Genomic DNA, 18,719 nt, shown 5'->3' with positions numbered 1-18,719 from the left:
CGGGGGCCGTCATTTTTCCAAAATTCTCGGGGGATGGCCTATGCGTGACTGGCAACCTTTTCTGGGCCTGCCGCTCTGGGCGTGGCTTTTTGTACTACCTACCATTGTAGCACTGGCCTGCCTTGTCGCCCCAGAGCCTTTGGGCCGCGCACTGAAGCCTCTGCAACGGCTGTTTGATCGCATTTATCTATTTTCCGGCGTTCTGGCCTCGGGTTTTATGGTGACCATCCTGCTGCTCATTGTGGCGCAAATGGTCGCCCGCTGGAGCAGTCTGACCTTTCCCGGCTCAACCGAATACGCAGGCTATGCTATGGCCGCGACCTCCTTTTTCGCGCTGGCGCATGCGCTGACACGCGGTGCGCATATCCGGGTTTCGATCTTCCTTAATATGGGGCATCATTTTGGCCTGTGGCTGGATGCTTTTGCCATGTGGATCGCCGCCATAACCGCCACATATTTTGCCCGTTTTGCCATCAAAACCAACATCATGTCCGAAATGCTCAATGACCGCACCCAGGGGCAGGATTTCACCCCTGAATGGCTGTTGTCGTTTTTTGCCATGTTCCCCACCGCCCCAAGCGAGTGGGGCAAGCTCTGGGCCGAGACCGGGTCCGACTGGGTCTACACGCCCGTATGGCTGCCGCAATTGCCCATGTCCAGTGGCACCGTGCTGCTGGCGCTGGCGCTGTGGGATTATCTTTGCCGTCTGCTGATCACCCGCCGGGCCAGCGTTACTTCGGAGGCCGTGGAATAATGGGCGAGATTTATACAACCCTCATCTTTGTCTTTGTGCTGTTTGCCCTTCTGGGCAGTTCGGTCTGGATTGGTCTGGCGCTGATGGGCGTGGCCTGGTTTGGCATGGAGCTGTTCACCACCCGCCCCGCCGGTGACGCCATGATCACCACCATCGGGACCGGTGCCTCAAGCTGGACACTGACGGCGCTGCCGCTGTTCATCTGGATGGGCGAGATCCTCTATCGAACCCGCCTGTCGCAGGACATGTTTCGCGGCCTGGCCCCCTGGATGCGCTGGCTGCCCGGAGGACTTTTGCACACCAATATCGCCGGCTGCACCATCTTTGCGGCGGTGTCAGGCTCGTCTGCGGCGACGCTGACCACCGTCGGCAAAATGTCGATCCCCCAGCTGCGCAAACGTGGCTATCCGGAATATATGATCGTCGGCACCCTGGCGGGGGCGGCCACGCTGGGGCTGATGATCCCGCCTTCGCTGACGCTGATCGTCTACGGTGTGTCGATCAATGAATCGATTACCAAGCTCTTCATGGCCGGCATTTTTCCGGGGTTGCTGCTCGCCAGCCTGTTCATGGCCTATATCATGGGCTGGCATTTCTTTGCCAAGCACCAGCGCCCCGAACCAGAGCCCGCCATGCGCTTTGGCGAAATGCTGTCTGAGAGCCGCTTTTTGATCCCGGTTCTGATGTTGGTCACTGTGGTGATCGGGTCGATGTATCTGGGCCTCGCCACCGCCACCGAAGCCGCCGCCGTTGGTGTTCTGGGCGCGCTGACGCTGGCGCTGTTTCAGGGCTCGCTTGGCTGGGCGACATTTTGCGACTCGCTCATGGGCGCAACCCGCACCTCGGCGATGATTGCGCTGATCCGGATGGGCGCCTCGTTTCTGTCGCTGGCCATGGGCTTTACCGGCCTGCCCCGTGCGCTTGCGGCCTGGATTGATCAGATGAACCTGTCGCCGCTGGTGCTGATCATTGCCCTGACCCTGTTTTACGTGGTGCTGGGCATGTTCCTTGACGGGATTTCGTCGGTGGTGCTGACCATGGCCATAGTGGAGCCGATGATCCGTCAGGCTGGCATTGATGTCATCTGGTTTGGGATCTTCATCGTGGTGGTGGTCGAGATGGCGCAGGTGACGCCGCCGATCGGGTTTAACCTGTTTGTGCTACAAAGCATGACCCGCCACGAGATCTCGTATATCGCCAAAACCGCCATTCCCATGGTTGGGCTGATGCTGTTGATGGTGGTGATCCTTGTGGCCTGGCCCGAGCTTGCCACCTGGTTGCCCAATAACCTGCGCAGCGGCCCGTCAGGCGGGTAGATCAGGTGGGTAGATCAGTCGGATAGTTCGGGCGGATAGAGAGGCCGGTATGATCGCATTCCTCAGTTTAGTCGCCCGTCATGGACGGGCGGCGATGGTGCTGGGATTGCTGGCCGGGTTTGCCCTGCCGCAGCTGGCCACAGTGCTCAAACCCTGGCTGCCGCAAATGGTGGCCGGGCTGTTGTTTCTCACCGCCTTTCGCATCGGGGCCAAGCGCGCGCTCGGGGGGCTGCGCGATGGTGTCTCCAGCCTCAAGGCGGTTGTTATCCTGCAGATGGCGCTGCCGCTGCTGGCGCTGAGCTGTTTTTACGGGTTTGGACTGCTGGCCACCCCCTTGGCGGCTGCGATTATCCTGATGCTCTCGGCGCCCTCACTGACTGGTGCTCCCAATATCACCCTGCTGCTCGGCCACGCGCCCGAGCCTGCCTTTCGGCTGATGATCCTTGGCACCGCCCTGATGCCCCTGACCGTTCTGCCGGTGCTCTTGCTGTTGCCCGCGCTGGGTGATCTGCAGCAGGTTCTGGTGGCCTCGCTTCGCCTGACGGCAACCATTGCTGTCACCGTGGGCCTCGCCTTTGCCTGCCGTCACTGGTTCGTGCGCAATCTGAAAGAGAGCGCTGCCACTGCGGTGGACGGGCTGACCATTCTGGCGCTGGCCGTGATTGTGATTGGCCTGATGGCGGCCCTTGGCCCGGCGCTAAACAGCGCGCCCTGGCTGGTGGCGCAGTGGATGGCCGTGGCCTTGGTCGCCAATTTTGGATTGCAATACGCCTGCTTTCGCTGGCTTATGTGGCGTGGTGCAGCGCCACTCGCCGTGCCTACTGCGGTGGTTGCGGGCAATCGCAACTTTGCTCTGTTCCTCATCGCCCTGCCGGCCAGCACCACCGATCCCTTGCTGATCTTTCTGGGCTGCTATCAGGTGCCGATGTATCTGACCGCGCTGGTGATGCACCGGATCTATGCCAAAGCTCTGCCGACCGATTGATCCGGCGACACATCGCGGCTGGCAGGATTGACAGGAGCGTCAACAGCCACAACCCGCCATTTTGGCCTCAACTTGGGAAAATCCGCGCCATTTCGCGTCAAACCGCTCCCAGCTCAGCACCGCCCGGTTGCCGGCCAGACCGTGATAATAGGACCTGCCACTGGCGGTGGGCAGACCGGCCCAGATCTTGGCCAGGTTATGCATAAAGTCTTTGCGATCCATCTCCTGTGCCATCACCGCACTTAGCCCCGCCTCTTCAAGCAGCTGATGCGCCAGACGGTCCTGCATTTTCGGCGAGAACAAATCACCCCGTTTGGCGCCAACATGTCTGGCCAAACGCCGCAGGGTCGCCGGGATGAATTGATAGCGCCCAATGGCGTGTTGCTGGCCCGGAGTGCGTGCGATCCAGTCATAGACCTCGCCCAGCGTCATGGCGGTTGGTCGCTTACCCGGTTTGATTGTGGCGGCATATTGCACCGCATCATACTGCGCGCTGCCTGCCTCGGCGCTGGCAATCAGTTGCATCAGCTTTTTGACGGCCCCCTTGGCCACCCCACGCGGCATCGCCCGGAACAGGCTGGTGCCACTGCGGCCGGTAAAGAGACTGGCAAGGCTGGTCTGCACCGCCTCCATCTCTGCCTCAAGCCCCTGTGAGGCAGGCTCCGCCTCCAACACCGACGCGGGGGCGTGACGCGCCAGTATCGGCTGCGTTGCAGAAGCGCCTTGCTTAAAAAAGCCCTCATTCACGATGGAAAACTGTTCTGCCGCAGCAAGCGGCAGCAGGGGCCACGCAAATGCAGCCGCGCTCAACGATGTGAGGGTCAGAAACCTTCTGGATGTGCTCATATCAGCCTTCTGTCTGAATCCGCAGAGAGCCTGCACACTATCCAGACAGAATTGACATTTCCTTTACCGAGGCCCTGTTCTTTATCGAGGTCCTGGGCAAAGCGCCCGATCAGATTTGGTTACTGTGACGCCCCCTCAGGGTTGCTGCAGGATATAGTCAGGCTGAATGCCGGAAACAGAAATCGGCTCTGCCAGGTCTTTGCCTGCAAAGAAGCCATAATCAGAGATCAGGGCTGTTTTCACCCCCGCTGCCTGACCGCCCAGAATATCCGTGTGCAGGCTGTCTCCCACCATCACGGTGCGCGCAAGATCGCTTTCTTGCAGCTGGGTGAAGGCCAGATCGAAGATATTGCCAAAGGGTTTGCCAAAAAACTGCGGCTCAATCCCTGTCGCATCTGCAAGACGGTGGGCAAAATGTCCGGGCTCTATCGAAAACCCCGCCTCGCGGGGGGCGACGATGTCTGGGTTGCCGACATAGACAGGCCGGGGATTGGCGCGCAGCGAGGCCTCCAGAAGGGACTGGCGCGTTTCCGTCCAGACCGCACTGCCCAGCATCACAAACCCGTCAACCGCGTCATAGGCCGCGGCATCCTCGGCCAGATAGTCCATATCAAAGGCCTCGATATCGCCGCGTCCCAGGCTTTCGGTCGCCATCAGACCCCATTTCATCGGCGGCGCCCTGTGCAGGGCCTGCAGGGTGGCTTTGCGGCTGGTGATCACATCCTCAGGCGCAAAATCATAGCCGAGGCGCGCGTATTTCTCCATCAGCATGCCATGCGGAAACCCGGCTGCGTTTGACACAACCAGCACCCGCTTACCGGCCTTTTGCTGCCCTGCGATACGCTCTGGCACGCCGGAAATTGCCGTATCGCCAATATTGAGCACGCCAAAGGCGTCCAGCAGAAAGACGTCAATATCATCGGCCAGAGCATCAAGGTTCGCCAGCCTCTGGCAGCCAGCCCCTGACGCTCCCGCAGGCAGGCTGGGGGAAAGACTGGGGGGCAGTCGGTGGCGCACCCGCTCGTAGGCGGCAAAAGCCTGATCCGCGTTCAAATGATCGCTCCGCGCACCTTGGCCGACACCCATTCCGAGATCACCACGGCCGCAAGGATGACCAGCAGGATCAGCGAGACCTGAGGCCAGGCCAGAACATTCAGCGACGAGGACAACTGCAGCCCGATGCCACCGGCGCCCACCAGGCCCAAAACGGTGCTTTCGCGGATGTTGATGTCCCAGCGGAACACCGCAATGCCGGCAAAGGCAGGCAGGATCTGCGGCACGATACCATAGGCCATCACCTGCCAGCGGACGCGCCTGTGGCGGTGATCGCCTCGACCTGCGTCTGGTCGATTTCTTCGATCGCCTCATACAGCAGTTTGGCGCAGAACCCGATCGAGCGGATGGCAATTGCAATAACGCCGGCAAACACGCCGGGGCCGATGATCGCAATCAGCAGCAGTGCCCAGAGCAGCGAGTTGATCGAGCGGGTCGACACGATGATCAGCAGCGCAATCGGCCGTATAAACAGCTGTGATGCGGTGGTATTGCGGGCCGCCAAAAAGGCCACCGGCACTGCCAGCAGCAATGCGATGATGGTGCCCAGGGTTGCAATATTCAGCGTGTCCCAAATCGGCTTGCCCAGCTGCGCAATGTACTCCCAGCGCGGCGGTGTCGCCCGGGTCCAGATGTCATTGGCAATACGCGGGGCATCCCAGACAAAGAACCAGGTGGTTGAGGCGGAGATCTGCTGCCAGCAATAGGCAAAGACAGCCACACCAATCAGCCAAAGAACCCAGTGGACGAGGCTTTCGCGGCCCGTCCGACGCTGCCAGATCTTTTGGCCTTTCAAATCTTGCACTGGCATTACTGCACCCTCGCTCTGATCACGCCGGACAGGTATTCCAGCGCCATGACGATCACGATGATGATCAGCAGGATTGCCGCTGCCGTGTCATATTCATAGCGGTCAAAGGAGGTGTTCAGCGTGGCACCAATGCCGCCTGCCCCCACCAGCCCCAGAATCGCGCTTTCCCGAAAGTTGATATCAAGACGATAGATGCTCAACCCGATCAGACGTGGCATCACCTGCGGCTGCACCCCGTAGTTGATCCACTGGGTCCACCTGGCCCCCGTGGCTTTGATCGCCTCGGCCTGCACCTTGTCCATGCTCTCGATATCCTCGGCGAGCAATTTGGACAAAAACCCAATGGTGGCAAAGCTGAGCGTCAAAAAGCCCGCCAGAGGGCCAAAGCCAAAAATCGCCACCAGAAGGATCGCGACGATAATCTCCTGCAAGGCGCGGCTCACCGCAATGATGGAGCGGCAAATGATATAGACCGGCAGCGGGGCAATGTTGCGGGCCGCGCCCAGCGCAATCGGGATCAGATGGCAATCCCCACCACCGAGGAGGCAATGGTCATGATGATGCTTTCCACCATGCCCTCATATATGTCCGACGACCGGGTGGTGAAATCCGGGCTGGTAAAGGCCAGCACAAATTTCTTGCCGCGTTCCAACCCCTCGTAGACCCGTGACCAGTTCACCTCGATCGTCAGATAGGCCGCGATCAGATAGGCGAGAAAGCCCAGCATCAGCGTCCATCTGAGCCAGGGGTGTTTGATAAAGGAGGGCTTGCGCCACGGCTTGCCAATCAAGGTCTCCAGCTCAGTTACAGGCGTGCTCCTGACGTGACCTCAGCATCGTCCTCATCGACTTTTTCGATGGTGGCTTCCCAGTCTTCTGCACCGTAAATCGTCGTGAGCACGTCAGGCGTGAGCCCCTCGGGGGCGCCGTCAAATTCGACCGCACCAAAGCGCAGGCCGATGACACGCTGCACAAACATCTGCGCCAGGGCCACGTCGTGAATATTGATGATCGCGGCCAGACCGCGCTCTTTGCACAGCTCACAAATCAGCCGCATGATCTGGCGCGATGTTTTCGGGTCAAGCGAGGCTGTCGGCTCATCCACCAACAAAAGCGCCGGGTCCTGAATCAGGGCGCGACAGATGCCAACACGCTGGCGCTGGCCGCCGGACAGCTCATCGGCGCGTTTGTCCGCCATATGGGCAAGGCCGACGCGGTCGAGCAGGCGAAAGGCCTCGTCGACATCAGACTGCGGATAGCGCCGCAGAAAGCTGCGCCAGAACCCGACATAGCCCAGCCGCCCTGACAGAACATTCTCCATCACAGTCAGCCGTTCAACCAGCGCGTATTCCTGAAAGATCATCCCCATGCGGCGGCGCTCGCGGCGCAGATTGCGCGCAGACAGGTCGGTCAACTCAACATCGCCAAGGTACACCTTGCCTGCGGTGGGCTCTACCAGCCGGTTGATGCAGCGGATCAGCGTCGATTTACCCGCGCCCGACGGGCCAATCAGGGCCAGAACCTGCCCCTCAGGCACCTCCAGTTCAACCGCCTTTAGGGCCTGATCGCCCGTTTTATATGTCTTAATAAGCTTCTCAAGCCGCAGCATGAAAGCCCCCCCGCCCCAAATGTTTTTGTTGGAAAAGGCGGGCCAAAGGACCCGCCAAATCAGGTTTAATTACTCGCAGGAGTAGCTCACGCCATTGGCCGCGTCGATCTTGCGGATCACCTCCCAAAAGACCTTATAGGTCATGGGCAGGAACTGACCTTCGTTCGACTTTTCAAACTCGGCCTGCAGCGAGGAGCCTTCCCAGTCAAAGTTGAAGAAGGCATTCTGGATCTTGCCCTTCAGCTCTGGGGTCAGGTTATGCGCCGTGCCAAACCCCGTGGTCGGGAAGGTTTGCGATTTGTAGATCACCTTGACCTGATCTTCGGTGATCACATCACGGCTCAGCATCCGCGCCTTGACAGAGTTGGCGATCGAGGCCGCCATATAGTCTTTGTTGGCGACACCCAGGATCGAGTTGTCGTGCTTGCCGGAATAGACCGGTTCAAAATCACGCTCGGGCAGCATGTCAAAATCACCCTTCAAAATCGCACTGGGCGCTTTGAAGCCAGAGTTCGAGGTCGGCGAGGTGAAGGCAAGCTGTTTGCCTTTGATGTCTTCGACCTTTTCAATGCCGGAGCCCGGATAGGTGATGATTTCCATCTCATAGCCAAAGTTGCCGTCCTTGGACGCCATGATTGTGAAGGGGTTAAAGCCCGCACAGTTGACCGCCAGAGGGTTGGACCCGGTGTTGAAACCCGCAATGTGCAGCCGGCCTGAGCGCATAGCCTCGATCTGGGCTGCGTTGTTTTGCACCGGGAAGAACACCACCGATTTGCCGGTCTCGGCCTCCAGATGGGTCAGGAAATCGGACCAGGCCGCTTTGTAGACGGCGGGGTCTTCGACGGGTGTATAGGCAAAAATCAACGTGTCAGGGTCAACCTGATCCGCCGGATCCGTGGGGGTGTCCGCAATTCAGGTCGCCATCAACATCGCAAAACTGTTTGTCCAGGTCGCCGCGCGGGCAATCCTGCGCAGCAACAGGTCCGGCAAGCGAAAGTGCAAATGCCATGGCGGCGCCAGACATCAATGAGTTCAATAGTTTCATTCAGAAATCCTCCCTAGAGGATCAAACTACCCGAAACGAAAAGTTTTGCCAGAAGGATTGTGTCAAATCGTCACGCCTATCTGAATGCCATGCGCCGTCCAGTCCGCAAAGCGGTCCGCCTCAGCGAGATCCGGCAATGGCGCGTTCAGGTAGCCATTGGAAAACAGCCGGAACTGTACGGCGGCATTTTGCGCCGTGAGATAGTCAATAGAGCTGTCACCGACATAAAGCGCCTGCGCAGGCTCTGCCCCCATCTCACTGATGCAGCGCAAAAGCGGCGCAGGGGTCCGGCTTCTTCGCAAGACCGTCCTGGGCGCCAGAGATCACCTTGAAAAACCGGCTCAGCCCCAGTCGCTCACAGATGTCACGGGCAGGCTGAATGGGCTTGTTGGTGCAAACGCCCAGCGCAATGCCAGCCTGCTGAAAGGCGCCAAGTGCAGCCACAACCCCGCAATAGGGGCGGGTCAGCGTTGTCATATTCTGGCCGTAGGCCTCCAGAAAGATCTCCAGCGCTTGTGCCCGCAACGCCGCGTCATAGCCGCCGGTGGCCGTGAGGCTCCTCTCAACCAGCTTTTCCACACCATTGCCGATGAAAGAGACCACCACAGGCAGCTCAAGCGCCGCACGCCCAAGGGCGGCAAGCGTTACATTTATGGCGGCGTGCAGGTCAGGTGCGCTGTGAATGAGGGTGCCGTCCAAATCAAATATGATCGCTTTAGGGAGGTCCATTCGAAGGGGTCTCTTTCTGTGAGTGGTTTCGCCATGCCTAGGATCCGCCTCCCAAAGGAGCCCGGATTCCCAAGACGCCAGACCGCCTCAACTTCAACGCTCTGAGCCGATAGTCAACGGCAGAAACCCGCAGCCTTGCTCTGGGTGTTCCTTCCCAGGGTTTGAGAGAGCCAGCAAGAAGTTCCCGAAGGCCCGCCAGAAATGTCTGTGAGCAAGCGGTTCATGCAGGCTGGGGATCTGCGTGCGCGCAGTGTCGCTATGTTTCCAGCGGATCTGATGCGCCGCCCTGGCATCACCGCCTCAACCGCTCGCGCAGCGCATTTCCACCCTCCCGCATGGACTGAATAGGCGGACTGGGGCTAGGTGGGCTGGGGCTAGGTCAATTGGAATGCAGCTCATTCGGCTGATAGCCAATAACCACCGCGCCAAGAACCATATCGACAACGCGCTGGCGCAACCTCTTTTGCCCCTCCACCGTGTGGAGGCTGTTGCCAAATGACGCCGAAAACGTCGCCTCATTGGAGACATTATAAAAACTCGCGGAGCTGGTCATCCAATGGAGCTCAAGCGGGTCAGCATCCTGACGCAAAACGCCACTCGCTTTGCCCCGCTCACAAACGTCAGCTAATTTGTCGATGATGGCCTTGTTCAGCTTTGGGATGATTTCTGACTTCTTGACGTACTCTGCATTGTGGATGTTCTCGATCATCACAAGGCGGATGAACTGGGGGTTGTTCACATGTGAATCAAACGTCGCTTCGGTCAGGCGGCGCAGGGCCGGGACAGGGTCGAGATCTGCAACATTCAACGCCTGTTCGGTGTTGCGCAGCGAGGAATACACCCGTTCAAGGACGTGTTGATACAGCCCTTCTTTGTCGCCGAAATAGTAGTAAATCATGCGCTTAGAGGTCGCCGTCCTCTTGGCAATTTCGTTGATGTTCGCGCCAGCAAGACCCTGCGCCGCAAATTCCTCTGTGGCGATGGTCAGGATGTTCTCCTTGACTGCCTCAGGGTCTTTTTTCCAAGAGGTCTTCCGCTTTTTGTCTGCGGGGCCCGTGCCTCTATCCATTTCGCCCACCTCTCAGGTTCTTGTGATTCTCCCCCTGAGGTACCACGAAATTAACTCCCAGGTACATTGCAATTGACAAATTAACCCCGAGGTACATAAAGGACGGAGTGACGGCGAAGCGGGGAGCGAATCGTCGGCCAGAAAAGAACACTTAGGGAGGACAAAAATGTCTCGTAAACTGATTGGCGCAGTTGTTGCGCTTGGACTGAGCACTAGCTTTGCAATGGCTCAGGATTACCCAACCAAAGAAATCCAGGGCATCATTCAATGGGGTGCTGGCGGATCCACCGATACCGTGATGCGGTCTGTAACCCCCCACGCCGAAGCCGCACTTGGTGGCACGGTTGTGATGCAGAACATGACCGGCGCAGTTGGAGCTATCGCTCTCAACCATGTCGCAGGGGCCAAAACGGATGGCTACACCCTGCTCATGGGCGCCGAAAACCCATTGCTTTACAAAGTGATGGGCCTTGGGGACAAAGACTACTCTGAATTCAAACCAATCAACATCCTGGCGCGTGGCACACCTATTCTCGTGGCCAATAACGATGCACCGTTCGACGACTATGCCGGCATGCTGGACTATATCGCCAAAAATCCCGGCGCGTTGCGACTGGGCTCTACCGGGCCAGGCGGCGTGCCTTCGGTTGTCACCGCGATGATGAACACGGTTGAAGGCAAGCTCGATGTCATCGCTGTGCCCTATGATGGCGACGGCCCCGCACTGACCGCGCTGCAGGGCGGAGCAATTGACGTGATGCCGGCGGTTTTGGGCGCGGCAATCGAAAGCATCCGTGCCGGTGCGATGAAGCCGATTGCGATCTTTGACGTTGAGCAAAACGCAAAACTGCCAGACGTGCCGCTCGTGACTTCCTACAATGAGGGCTACAGCACATATCTCCCCTGGGGCCCGTTCTTTGGCGTCTTCGCACCAAACGGCACACCAGACGATGTTGTGGCGAAACTGAGCGCTGCCTATTCCGAGGGCGCAGCCCATCCCGATTTCGTAGAGCTGATGGACAACCGCGGCTTTACAATGATGGGAATCAGCGGCGACGAAGCCACGGCCTTCCTGTCCAAATGGCAGCAGGGCACAGCCTGGTTGCTTCAGGACGCGGGCCTGGCCAAGGCCTCGCCTGAAGAGTTCGGCATCGCCCGTCCATAAACCATAGCCCGACCTTGTCGGATGGTGGGCCTTCGGGACTGCCAAACATGGTGCCGCCCAGAGTGAAACGATGCTGGGCGGCATTTTCTGTTCCGGGGGGAGAAACCCGGATTTTACTCCAGGGAGGTGAGGATCATGGATCCCGAATTTAGAGGTGATACAGATCATCACGACGGCACATCCGACGCGACGCCAGGCGGATATGTTGAAATGCGGCGGCCCGGCGAGCTGGCCTTTGCCCTGTTCCTGACAGCGGCCAGCCTGTTTCTGCTGTACAGCGCCTATGGCATTTCCGGCTTTGAAGCCCTGTCCGCGCCGGGGGCTATTCCCATGGCCACGACCTTTGTGATGGCAATAGCGGGTTTAGGCGTGGTTCTGCGCACCGCCCGCTTGCCAATAGTAACGAGTGAAACTGTTTCCAAAGACATCCTGCCGGGAACAGTGATCCTGTTTATCGGGTTTCTGATTGTGTTTGGCCTGCTGTTGCAGCCGCTCGGATTTGTCCTCACGGCCGCCCTGTTTCTGACTGTTACGATCAAGGTGCTGGCCCGGCGGGGCTGGGGCTACACCCTCGCGGTCGCGTTTGGTTCCTTATTGGTGATCTGGGTGGTTTTCCGGGTCGTCTTTACCGTGCTGTTGCCTGCCGGGATCCTGCCCGAGGCCGAATTCATCCAGTATTTCCGCAACCTGATCTAGGAGGAGCTTTCCGATGGATACATTTCTCGCGATTTTAACTGTCTTCACCCAGCCAGAGCTGCTCTTCCTTGTCGGACTGGGCACCTTTGTTGGGATCTACATTGGAGCGATCCCAGGCCTTTCGGTCACTATGGCGGTCTCCATCCTGATTTCCTTTACCTTCTCCTGGGAGGTCTACCCCGCAATTTCGTTGATGGTGGGCATCTACATGGGCGGCGTCTATGGCGGCTCGCGCACGGCCATTTTGCTGAACATTCCCGGAGCACCTTCGGCGATTGCCACAGCGTTAGACGGCTACCCCATGGCCCAGCGCGGCGAAGCGGGCCAGGCCATCGGCGTCACCACGGTCATGTCTTTCTTTGGCGGCCTGGTCGGCATTCTGGTTCTGGCCCTAGCGGCGCCGTTTGTGTCCGAGTTTGCGATCAAATTTCAGCCGGCGATATATGCTGCTGGCGGTTCTCGGGATTTTACTGGTCGGCTCATTGTCCAGCGGATCGATGATCAAAGGGATATTTGCCGGCGCCTTTGGCATCGCCATCGGGGCTGTCGGGCGCGACCCGCTCACCTTTACAGAGCGGTTCACCTTTGACTTTCAGATCATGGAAGGCGGGATTTCCTTTATTGCGGTGATGATCGGCATGTTTGGCGTCTCCGAAGCGCTGATGCAGCTGCAGAACGTCAACCGCGCAGCAGTCCGCCAGAAGATCGACAGGATCATTCCCTCCTTTGGCACCATCAAAAAATACCTGCCGCTGTCGCTGCAAACCTCCTCTATCGGCGTGGTGATTGGCGCCCTGCCCGGAACCGGCGGCGATATCGCGGCCCTGATGGCCTATTGATCACGCAAAACGGGTCACAAAAGAGCCCAGCCCCGCCTTTGGCGACGGCGCGATGGAAGGCCTGGTCGCGCCTGAAACGGCCAATAATGCGGCCGTCGGCGGCGCCTTTATTCCGATGATGACCCTGGGCATCCCTGGTGATGCGGTAACCGCCATCATGATTGGTGCGCTCTTCATCCACGGACTTAATCCAGGCCCGATGCTAATGATTGATCAGCCCGACATGTTCTGGTTCATTGTTGGCGCCTTGTTCACGGCCAATATCTTTATGCTGATCTTTGGTCTTACCGGCATCAAGATCTTCACCAAGATCGTCGAGATGCCCCGGTCCGTGATTATTCCTCTGATCCTGTTGTTGTCGGTTGTTGGGGCCTATGCCGTGAACAATTCCATCACAGACATCTACTGGATGCTTGGCTTTGGCGTTTTTGGCTACTTCATGCGTCACTATGGCTACCCCTTGGGCCCGGTGATCCTGGGCGTCATCCTGTCGCGTCTGCTTGATGACAATTGGCGTCGCGCCATCATTTCAGAACGCGAAGACCTGGGTCGCTTTTTTGAGGGCATCCTCACAAGCCCCCTCTCTTTGGTTCTGTTCGCGGCAGTGATCCTGATTTTTGTCAGCCAGACGCCGGTCTGGACCGGCATACAAACCCGCCTGTTTGGAAAGGCACTGTGATGACATTCCCCCCTTCAGAACTGATCAAGCTTGGCCTGATTGGCGACAACATCAACCGGTCCCAGTCTCCGCGGCTGCATCGCACGGCCGGCCAGCTGGCGGGGCTGCAGGTCACCTATGACAGGGTCATCCCCAAAGACATGGACCTCACCTTTGACGAGGTATTTCAGCAGGCACAACACGGTGGGTTTCGCGGCATCAATGTCACCTACCCCTATAAGGATCTGGTCACGTCCAAAGTGACCGTTCCCGATCCGCTGGTGCGCGCCATAGGGGCTGTGAATACTGTCGTTTTGGACGCTGAGGGGCCAAAGGGGTTCAACACGGATTATACCGGCTTCATGCATGCGTACCGCAGGCTGCGCGGCGCCCAAAGCCCGGGCACGGTCTGCCTGATTGGCACTGGCGGCGTCGGCAAGGCGGTGGCCTTTGGGCTGGTGGCGCTGGGGGCAAAAACCATCCGCTGCGTTGATCTGGATCCCGCCAAGGCAGAGGCGCTGGCACAGGCGCTGCGCGACCTTGAGACCGAGACCGAGACCGTGATTGAGACATCCGACAACGCGACCAGCGCTGCAATTGGTGCGGACGGGATCATCAACTGCACCCCGCTGGGCATGGTCGGAATTGGCGGCACCCCGTTGCCTGCGGCATCGATGCAGGGGGCAAGCTGGGCCTTTGATGCGGTCTACACCCCTGTTGATACGCAGTTTTTGCAGGATGCAGCCCAGGCTAATCTGACAATCATTTCCGGCTACGAGCTGTTCTTTGGCCAGGGGATGGATGCCTGGAAGATCTTTACCTCGACTGATCTGGACCCAGACCAGCTGCGCCAGGCCATTCAGGGAGAAGAGGCATTAAGACCTCCATCGCCACGGTGTCGATCTCAGGCAACCTGCCAGAAAAGCTCGCAGCGATTGCGGCTGCAGGTTTTGATGGGATCGAAATATTTGAACAGGATTTCATCGCCCATGACGGCAACCCCCGCGAGGTTGGCGATCCGATCCGCTCCATGGGGCTTGAGATCACCCTGTTCCAGCCGTTCCGGGACTTTGAAGGCCTGCCCGAGCCGTTGCGCGCAAAGGCATTTGACCGCGCCGAGCGCAAATTCGATCTCATGCAGGAGCTGGGCACGGATCTGGTACTGGTGTGCTCGTCCTGTCACCCGCAGGCGCTTGGCGGTATCGACCGTGCTGCGGCAGATTTTTATGAATTGGGCGAGCGCGCCGCCAAACGGAATCTGCGCGTCGGCTTCGAGGCGCTGGCCTGGGGGCGTCACGTCAATGATCACCGCGATGCCTGGGAAATTGTGCGCCGCCCCGACCATAAAAACGTTGGCCTGATCCTGGACAGCTTCCACACCCTCGCCCGCAAGATTGATCCCGAAACGATCCGCAGAATTCCCGGCGACAAGATATTCTTTGTCCAGCTGGCGGATGCGCCTTTGATTGACATGGACCTGCTGTACTGGTCGCGCCACTTTCGCAACATGCCGGCCGAAGGCGATCTGCCCGTGGTCGACTTTATGAAAGCAGTGATGGCGACGGGCTACAGCGGGCCTGTGTCTTTGGAAATTTTCAACGACCAGTTCCGGGGCGGCCACCCCAAGACCATTGCCAAAGACGGGCATCGCTCTCTTGTCGCCCTGATGGACGACGTGCGGCGGCAAGAGCCGATAGCAGCCGAAGGTCTGGTTGCAATCCCGCAGCGCGCCCAGGTTGAAGGCGTGGCCTTTGTTGAATTCGCCAGCCGCGGCGCAGAAGCAGAAACGCTCGAAGCGCTTCTGGAAACGCTTGGCTTTCAACACTCCGGCACCCACATCGCAAAAAAGCTCTCGCTTTGGACGCAGGGAGACATCCGGATCATCATAAACCGCGAAACCTCTGGCTATGCCAGCAGCGCCTACACCATGCATGGCACGACCGTCTGCGATATCGGGCTTTCTGTGGATGCGGCGGCCGAGGCGGTTTCACGGGCGAAATTTCTGGGGGCCGCCCCGTTTGAGCAGGCGACCGACCCGGGCGAGCTGAACATTCCGGCGATCCGCGGCCAAAGCGGCAGTGTTCTGCATTTCATAGACCCAACCAGCGGTTTGAACGACGTGTGGTCGGTAGAATTTGTCGCGACCACCCCTGAGGATGCCGAGACAGGCGCAGGCCTGTCTCGGATTGATCACCTGGCCCAGACCATGAGCTATGATGAAATGCTCAGCTGGTCGCTGTTTTATACGACGCTTTTCCAGATGCAGACATCCACCATGGGGGATTTTGTCGACCCGGACGGCCTGGTGCGCAGTCAGGCGCTGGAAACGGCCGATGGCTCGTTCCGCATCACCCTAAATGGCGCAGAAACCCATCGCACCATGGCCGGGAATTTCCTGGCCGACAGCGTTGGGGCGTCCGTGCAGCACATCGCCCTTTCGACAAACGATATCTTTACGACCTCAGCCGCGATGGCAAAGACAGGGTTTGAACCCCTGCCGATGTCGGAAAATTACTACGCCGACCTGGACGCGCGTTTTGATCTGTCTGCGACCATGCTGGCGGAGCTGAAAGCTGCCAATATTCTCTATGACGAAGACGCAGATGGCGCGTTCTTTCAGCTCTATTCCCGCCCCTACACAGGCGGAATGTTTTTTGAGATTGTAGAGCGGCGTGGCGGCTATAAAGGCTATGGCGCGCCAAATGCGCCCTTCCGAATAGCGGCCCAAAAACGACTGATGCGCCCGAAAGGGATGCCCAGGCAGTGACCCGATGGGGCTGCGCGGCCTGCAGAGATTGCCCATAAGAGACCCGCAGTTTGCGGGTTTTGATCCATCCAGGGCTGACCTGACAGCTGCCAGTCGACTGGCGGCTGGCTGGCGGCTGGCGGCTGGCGAGCACAGGTGATTGGCGAGCACAGGGCCGAGGCTTGACTGCTTGTGCCATCTTAAAGTGACGTCGGGGGGGGGCAGCCAAGGCCGCGCGCTCCCTTCACGTCCCCGTTCACACCCCCTCTTCCTCCCTCCTTCACGCGCCATTCTTTGCATCAGAGCTTCCGAGCTTCCGAGCTGGAGCTCACCGAGCCTGGCCGACTTTCACGCAGAGAAAACAATATTTATTTTTTTGTACTACTAAGAAGCGCCGCGAAACTCCCCCTAAAATTCTAAAATTCAGCGAATTTTTCACACCACATATGGATGGTGAATATTTTCCATCTTTATTTTGTACATTCGTACTGATAATGACGGGCGAGATTGCAACAAGACCCCAGAGGATAGGGCGCCTGGCAACAGATCTGGCGACACACCCTTACGTTTTCAGCGACCTCATCGGATAAATTCGCCCCACCGCAACGGGGGAATAACAAAAGGGAATACCCAGGGCTCGGAAACATGATGACCTGCCAACTCACCACCCACGCGCTATTAACGCACGCGGCGCGCTACCACCAAAACGCCCGCATTGTGTCGGTTGAGACAGACGGACAGATCACAACGTCAAACTGGCCGATGGTCGAGGAGCGGGCCAAAAAACCTGGCGCAGGCAACTCAAGCCCTTGGGGCGACACCGGGATCACGCTGCGGCACCCTGGCCTGGAACAACCTGCGCCATTTGGAGCTGTACTTCGCGCTCTCTGGCGCTGGTTTTGTGTGCCACACGGTCAATCCACGCCTGAGCCCAGAGCACGTCAGCTACATCATCAACCATGCAAAAGACGAAGTGCTTTTCATCGACGAGACCTTCCTGCCGCTTGTTGCCGAAATTCGCGACCAAATCCCTTGCGTGCGCGCCATTGTCCTGATGGGCGGGGTCCTGATGGGCGAACGCAGCGCGCAAGCCGCAGCGCAGATTGAAGGCCTTTTATTCTATGACGACCTGATCGCCGCGCAGGACGGCAGCTTTGACTGGCCAGACCTTGATGAAAACAGCGCCGCGAGCCTGTGCTATACCTCTGGCACAACCGGGCGACCAAAGGGGGTGCTATACTCGCATCGCTCTACAATTCTGCATACGCTTTGCAGCAATCAGCCTGATCTTATGGGATTTGACGCGACAGATTGCGTTTTACCGGTTGTGCCGCTGTTTCACGTCAACGCCTGGGGCGTGCCCTATAACGCCGCACTATGCGGCTGCGATCTGGTCCTGCCAGGGCCGAACCTTGATGGGGAAACCCTCACCAACCTGATTGATCAGTTCAAGGTGACCGTTGGCCTTGGCGTCCCGACAATCTGGGCCGGCATCCTCAAAGCAGCACAGGACGCCCCGGACAAGCTCAGCTCGCTTAAAAAAGCGATTGTTGGCGGTGCCGCGATGACCGAAGTGATGAGGAATGCGTACAAACGGCTGTTCAGCGTAGACATGATTCACTCCTGGGGCATGACAGAAGCAAGCCCAATGGGCGCGATAAACCACCTGTTGCCAAAACATGACGAGCTGTCCGAGCCAGATCTCAACGCGATCAAGCTAAAACAAGGCCGCGCGCCCTTTGGGCTTGAGAGGCGTCTCATCGACGATGACGGCATGGTCCTGCCCGAGGACGGCGAAACAGCTGGGCATCTGCAGATTTGCGGCCATTGGGTGATTGACCACTACTACGGCCATCAGGAGTCTGCAGCCCCCGGTGGCTGGCTGGATACCGGCGATATCGCCTCGATCGACCCCGATGGCTACCTGACGATCCGGGATCGTGCCAAGGACATCATCAAATCGGGCGGCGAATGGATTTCGACCGGAGAACTGGAGGGCGTTGCGGTGTCCCATCCGGGCGTACAGGCTGCAGCGGCCATCGCTGCCCATCACGAAAAATGGGACGAACGGCCAATCATTATCGCCGTAAAGGCACAAAATGCCGCGGTTTCAGAGCAAGAGCTTTTGCAGCACTACGAGGGCAAAGTCGCGCGGTGGCAAATCCCGGATAAGGTCATTTTTGTCGACCAACTGCCGCTCGGATCCACCGGCAAGGTCCTGAAGACAGACCTGCGCGACACATATTTCTACGTCCTGCGCAAATCAGAGGCAGCTCCCCTGCCCCGTAGCTGTGGCCAAATGCGGGGACTGGGGCTGGTCCCTGTTGCCGGTGCAGATCAGCAAAACCCAACGGGGGTGGCGGCCTATCCCCGTTGCGAATATAACGGCTAGAGGAAAC

The 18,719-nt window shown here is 58.6% G+C and carries 14 protein-coding genes and 5 pseudogenes; 10 read left to right on the top strand and 9 right to left on the bottom strand.

Annotated features, from left to right (window positions below):
* Window positions 1-40 precede the first annotated feature (40 nt).
* From B4968_RS19820 to B4968_RS19810, 3 genes are read left to right on the top strand one after another with little or no spacing between them, the layout of a single operon-like run.
* The gene (locus tag B4968_RS19820; RefSeq protein ID WP_083101018.1) at window positions 41-754 is read left to right on the top strand and encodes a TRAP transporter small permease; all 714 of its coding nucleotides are present in this window, start codon (window positions 41-43) and stop codon (window positions 752-754) included.
* Window positions 754-2,070, top strand: coding sequence for a TRAP transporter large permease (locus tag B4968_RS19815; RefSeq protein ID WP_083101017.1), 1,317 nt, complete (start codon window positions 754-756; stop codon window positions 2,068-2,070). Before B4968_RS19820 ends, B4968_RS19815 begins: the two co-directional genes overlap by 1 nt.
* A 49-nt stretch (window positions 2,071-2,119) precedes the next feature.
* A complete protein-coding gene (locus B4968_RS19810; RefSeq protein WP_083101016.1) occupies window positions 2,120-3,055 on the top strand; it encodes a hypothetical protein in 936 nt (311 codons plus the stop codon).
* A 39-nt stretch (window positions 3,056-3,094) separates the two neighbouring features.
* Here B4968_RS19810 and B4968_RS19805 read toward each other — a convergent pair whose 3' ends face one another.
* The 9 genes and pseudogenes from B4968_RS19805 to B4968_RS19770 all read right to left on the bottom strand — a co-directional run bounded on the left by B4968_RS19805 (window position 3,095) and on the right by B4968_RS19770 (window position 10,216).
* A complete protein-coding gene (locus tag B4968_RS19805) occupies window positions 3,095-3,901 on the bottom strand; it encodes a lysozyme family protein (protein WP_241525872.1) in 807 nt (268 codons plus the stop codon).
* Between the two features lie 135 nt (window positions 3,902-4,036).
* Window positions 4,037-4,987: an HAD-IIA family hydrolase gene (locus B4968_RS19800; protein WP_083101015.1), complete on the bottom strand. Its 951-nt coding sequence runs from the start codon at window positions 4,985-4,987 to the stop codon at window positions 4,037-4,039.
* A pseudogene (gene phnE / locus B4968_RS19795) lies at window positions 4,951-5,765 on the bottom strand (phosphonate ABC transporter, permease protein PhnE). Before phnE (B4968_RS19795) ends, B4968_RS19800 begins: the two are co-directional and overlap by 37 nt.
* Window positions 5,765-6,564: pseudogene (gene phnE, locus B4968_RS19790) on the bottom strand (phosphonate ABC transporter, permease protein PhnE). The pseudogenes phnE (B4968_RS19795) and phnE (B4968_RS19790) overlap by 1 nt, the downstream one beginning before the upstream one ends.
* Window positions 6,565-6,569: 5 nt before the next feature.
* Window positions 6,570-7,373 (bottom strand): phosphonate ABC transporter ATP-binding protein, encoded by an 804-nt coding sequence (phnC, locus tag B4968_RS19785; protein WP_083101014.1) that lies wholly within the window; start codon window positions 7,371-7,373, stop codon window positions 6,570-6,572.
* A gap of 69 nt (window positions 7,374-7,442) precedes the next feature.
* Window positions 7,443-8,418: pseudogene (phnD, locus tag B4968_RS19780) on the bottom strand (phosphate/phosphite/phosphonate ABC transporter substrate-binding protein).
* Window positions 8,419-8,480: 62 nt separating this feature from the next.
* Window positions 8,481-8,672 (bottom strand): HAD family hydrolase, encoded by a 192-nt coding sequence (locus tag B4968_RS24845; protein WP_241525871.1) that lies wholly within the window; start codon window positions 8,670-8,672, stop codon window positions 8,481-8,483.
* Between the two features lies 1 nt (window position 8,673).
* Window positions 8,674-9,147, bottom strand: coding sequence for an HAD hydrolase-like protein (locus B4968_RS19775; protein ID WP_241525870.1), 474 nt, complete (start codon window positions 9,145-9,147; stop codon window positions 8,674-8,676).
* A gap of 379 nt (window positions 9,148-9,526) precedes the next feature.
* Complete coding sequence (locus B4968_RS19770; RefSeq protein WP_083101013.1) at window positions 9,527-10,216, bottom strand: TetR/AcrR family transcriptional regulator; 690 nt, start codon at window positions 10,214-10,216, stop codon at window positions 9,527-9,529.
* Between the two features lie 166 nt (window positions 10,217-10,382).
* Between B4968_RS19770 and B4968_RS19765 the strand changes: the two genes are divergently transcribed.
* From B4968_RS19765 to B4968_RS19740, 7 genes and pseudogenes are all read left to right on the top strand, one after another.
* A complete protein-coding gene (locus B4968_RS19765; protein WP_083101012.1) occupies window positions 10,383-11,381 on the top strand; it encodes a Bug family tripartite tricarboxylate transporter substrate binding protein in 999 nt (332 codons plus the stop codon).
* A 135-nt stretch (window positions 11,382-11,516) separates the two neighbouring features.
* Entirely contained in the window at window positions 11,517-12,077 is a 561-nt protein-coding gene (locus B4968_RS19760) for a tripartite tricarboxylate transporter TctB family protein (RefSeq protein WP_083101011.1), read from the top strand.
* Window positions 12,078-12,090: 13 nt separating this feature from the next.
* Window positions 12,091-12,916, top strand: a pseudogene (locus B4968_RS24840) (tripartite tricarboxylate transporter permease).
* Between the two features lie 52 nt (window positions 12,917-12,968).
* The gene (locus B4968_RS25395) at window positions 12,969-13,595 is read left to right on the top strand and encodes a tripartite tricarboxylate transporter permease (RefSeq protein ID WP_277620969.1); all 627 of its coding nucleotides are present in this window, start codon (window positions 12,969-12,971) and stop codon (window positions 13,593-13,595) included.
* A pseudogene (locus tag B4968_RS19750) lies at window positions 13,595-14,191 on the top strand (shikimate dehydrogenase family protein); the annotation flags it as partial. The gene B4968_RS25395 and the pseudogene B4968_RS19750, both read left to right, overlap by 1 nt.
* Before the next feature lie 257 nt (window positions 14,192-14,448).
* Window positions 14,449-16,341 carry a bifunctional sugar phosphate isomerase/epimerase/4-hydroxyphenylpyruvate dioxygenase family protein gene (locus tag B4968_RS19745; protein WP_083101010.1) on the top strand — a complete coding sequence of 631 codons (1,893 nt, stop codon included), beginning with the start codon at window positions 14,449-14,451 and terminating at the stop codon, window positions 16,339-16,341.
* A gap of 694 nt (window positions 16,342-17,035) precedes the next feature.
* Window positions 17,036-18,712, top strand: coding sequence for a long-chain fatty acid--CoA ligase (locus B4968_RS19740; protein WP_338153317.1), 1,677 nt, complete (start codon window positions 17,036-17,038; stop codon window positions 18,710-18,712).
* Window positions 18,713-18,719: the final 7 nt, after the last annotated feature.

It is taken from the genome of Pseudophaeobacter leonis (assembly GCF_002087335.1).
Lineage (GTDB): Bacteria > Pseudomonadota > Alphaproteobacteria > Rhodobacterales > Rhodobacteraceae > Pseudophaeobacter > Pseudophaeobacter leonis.
This window is presented reverse-complemented; position numbering and strand designations above follow the sequence as displayed.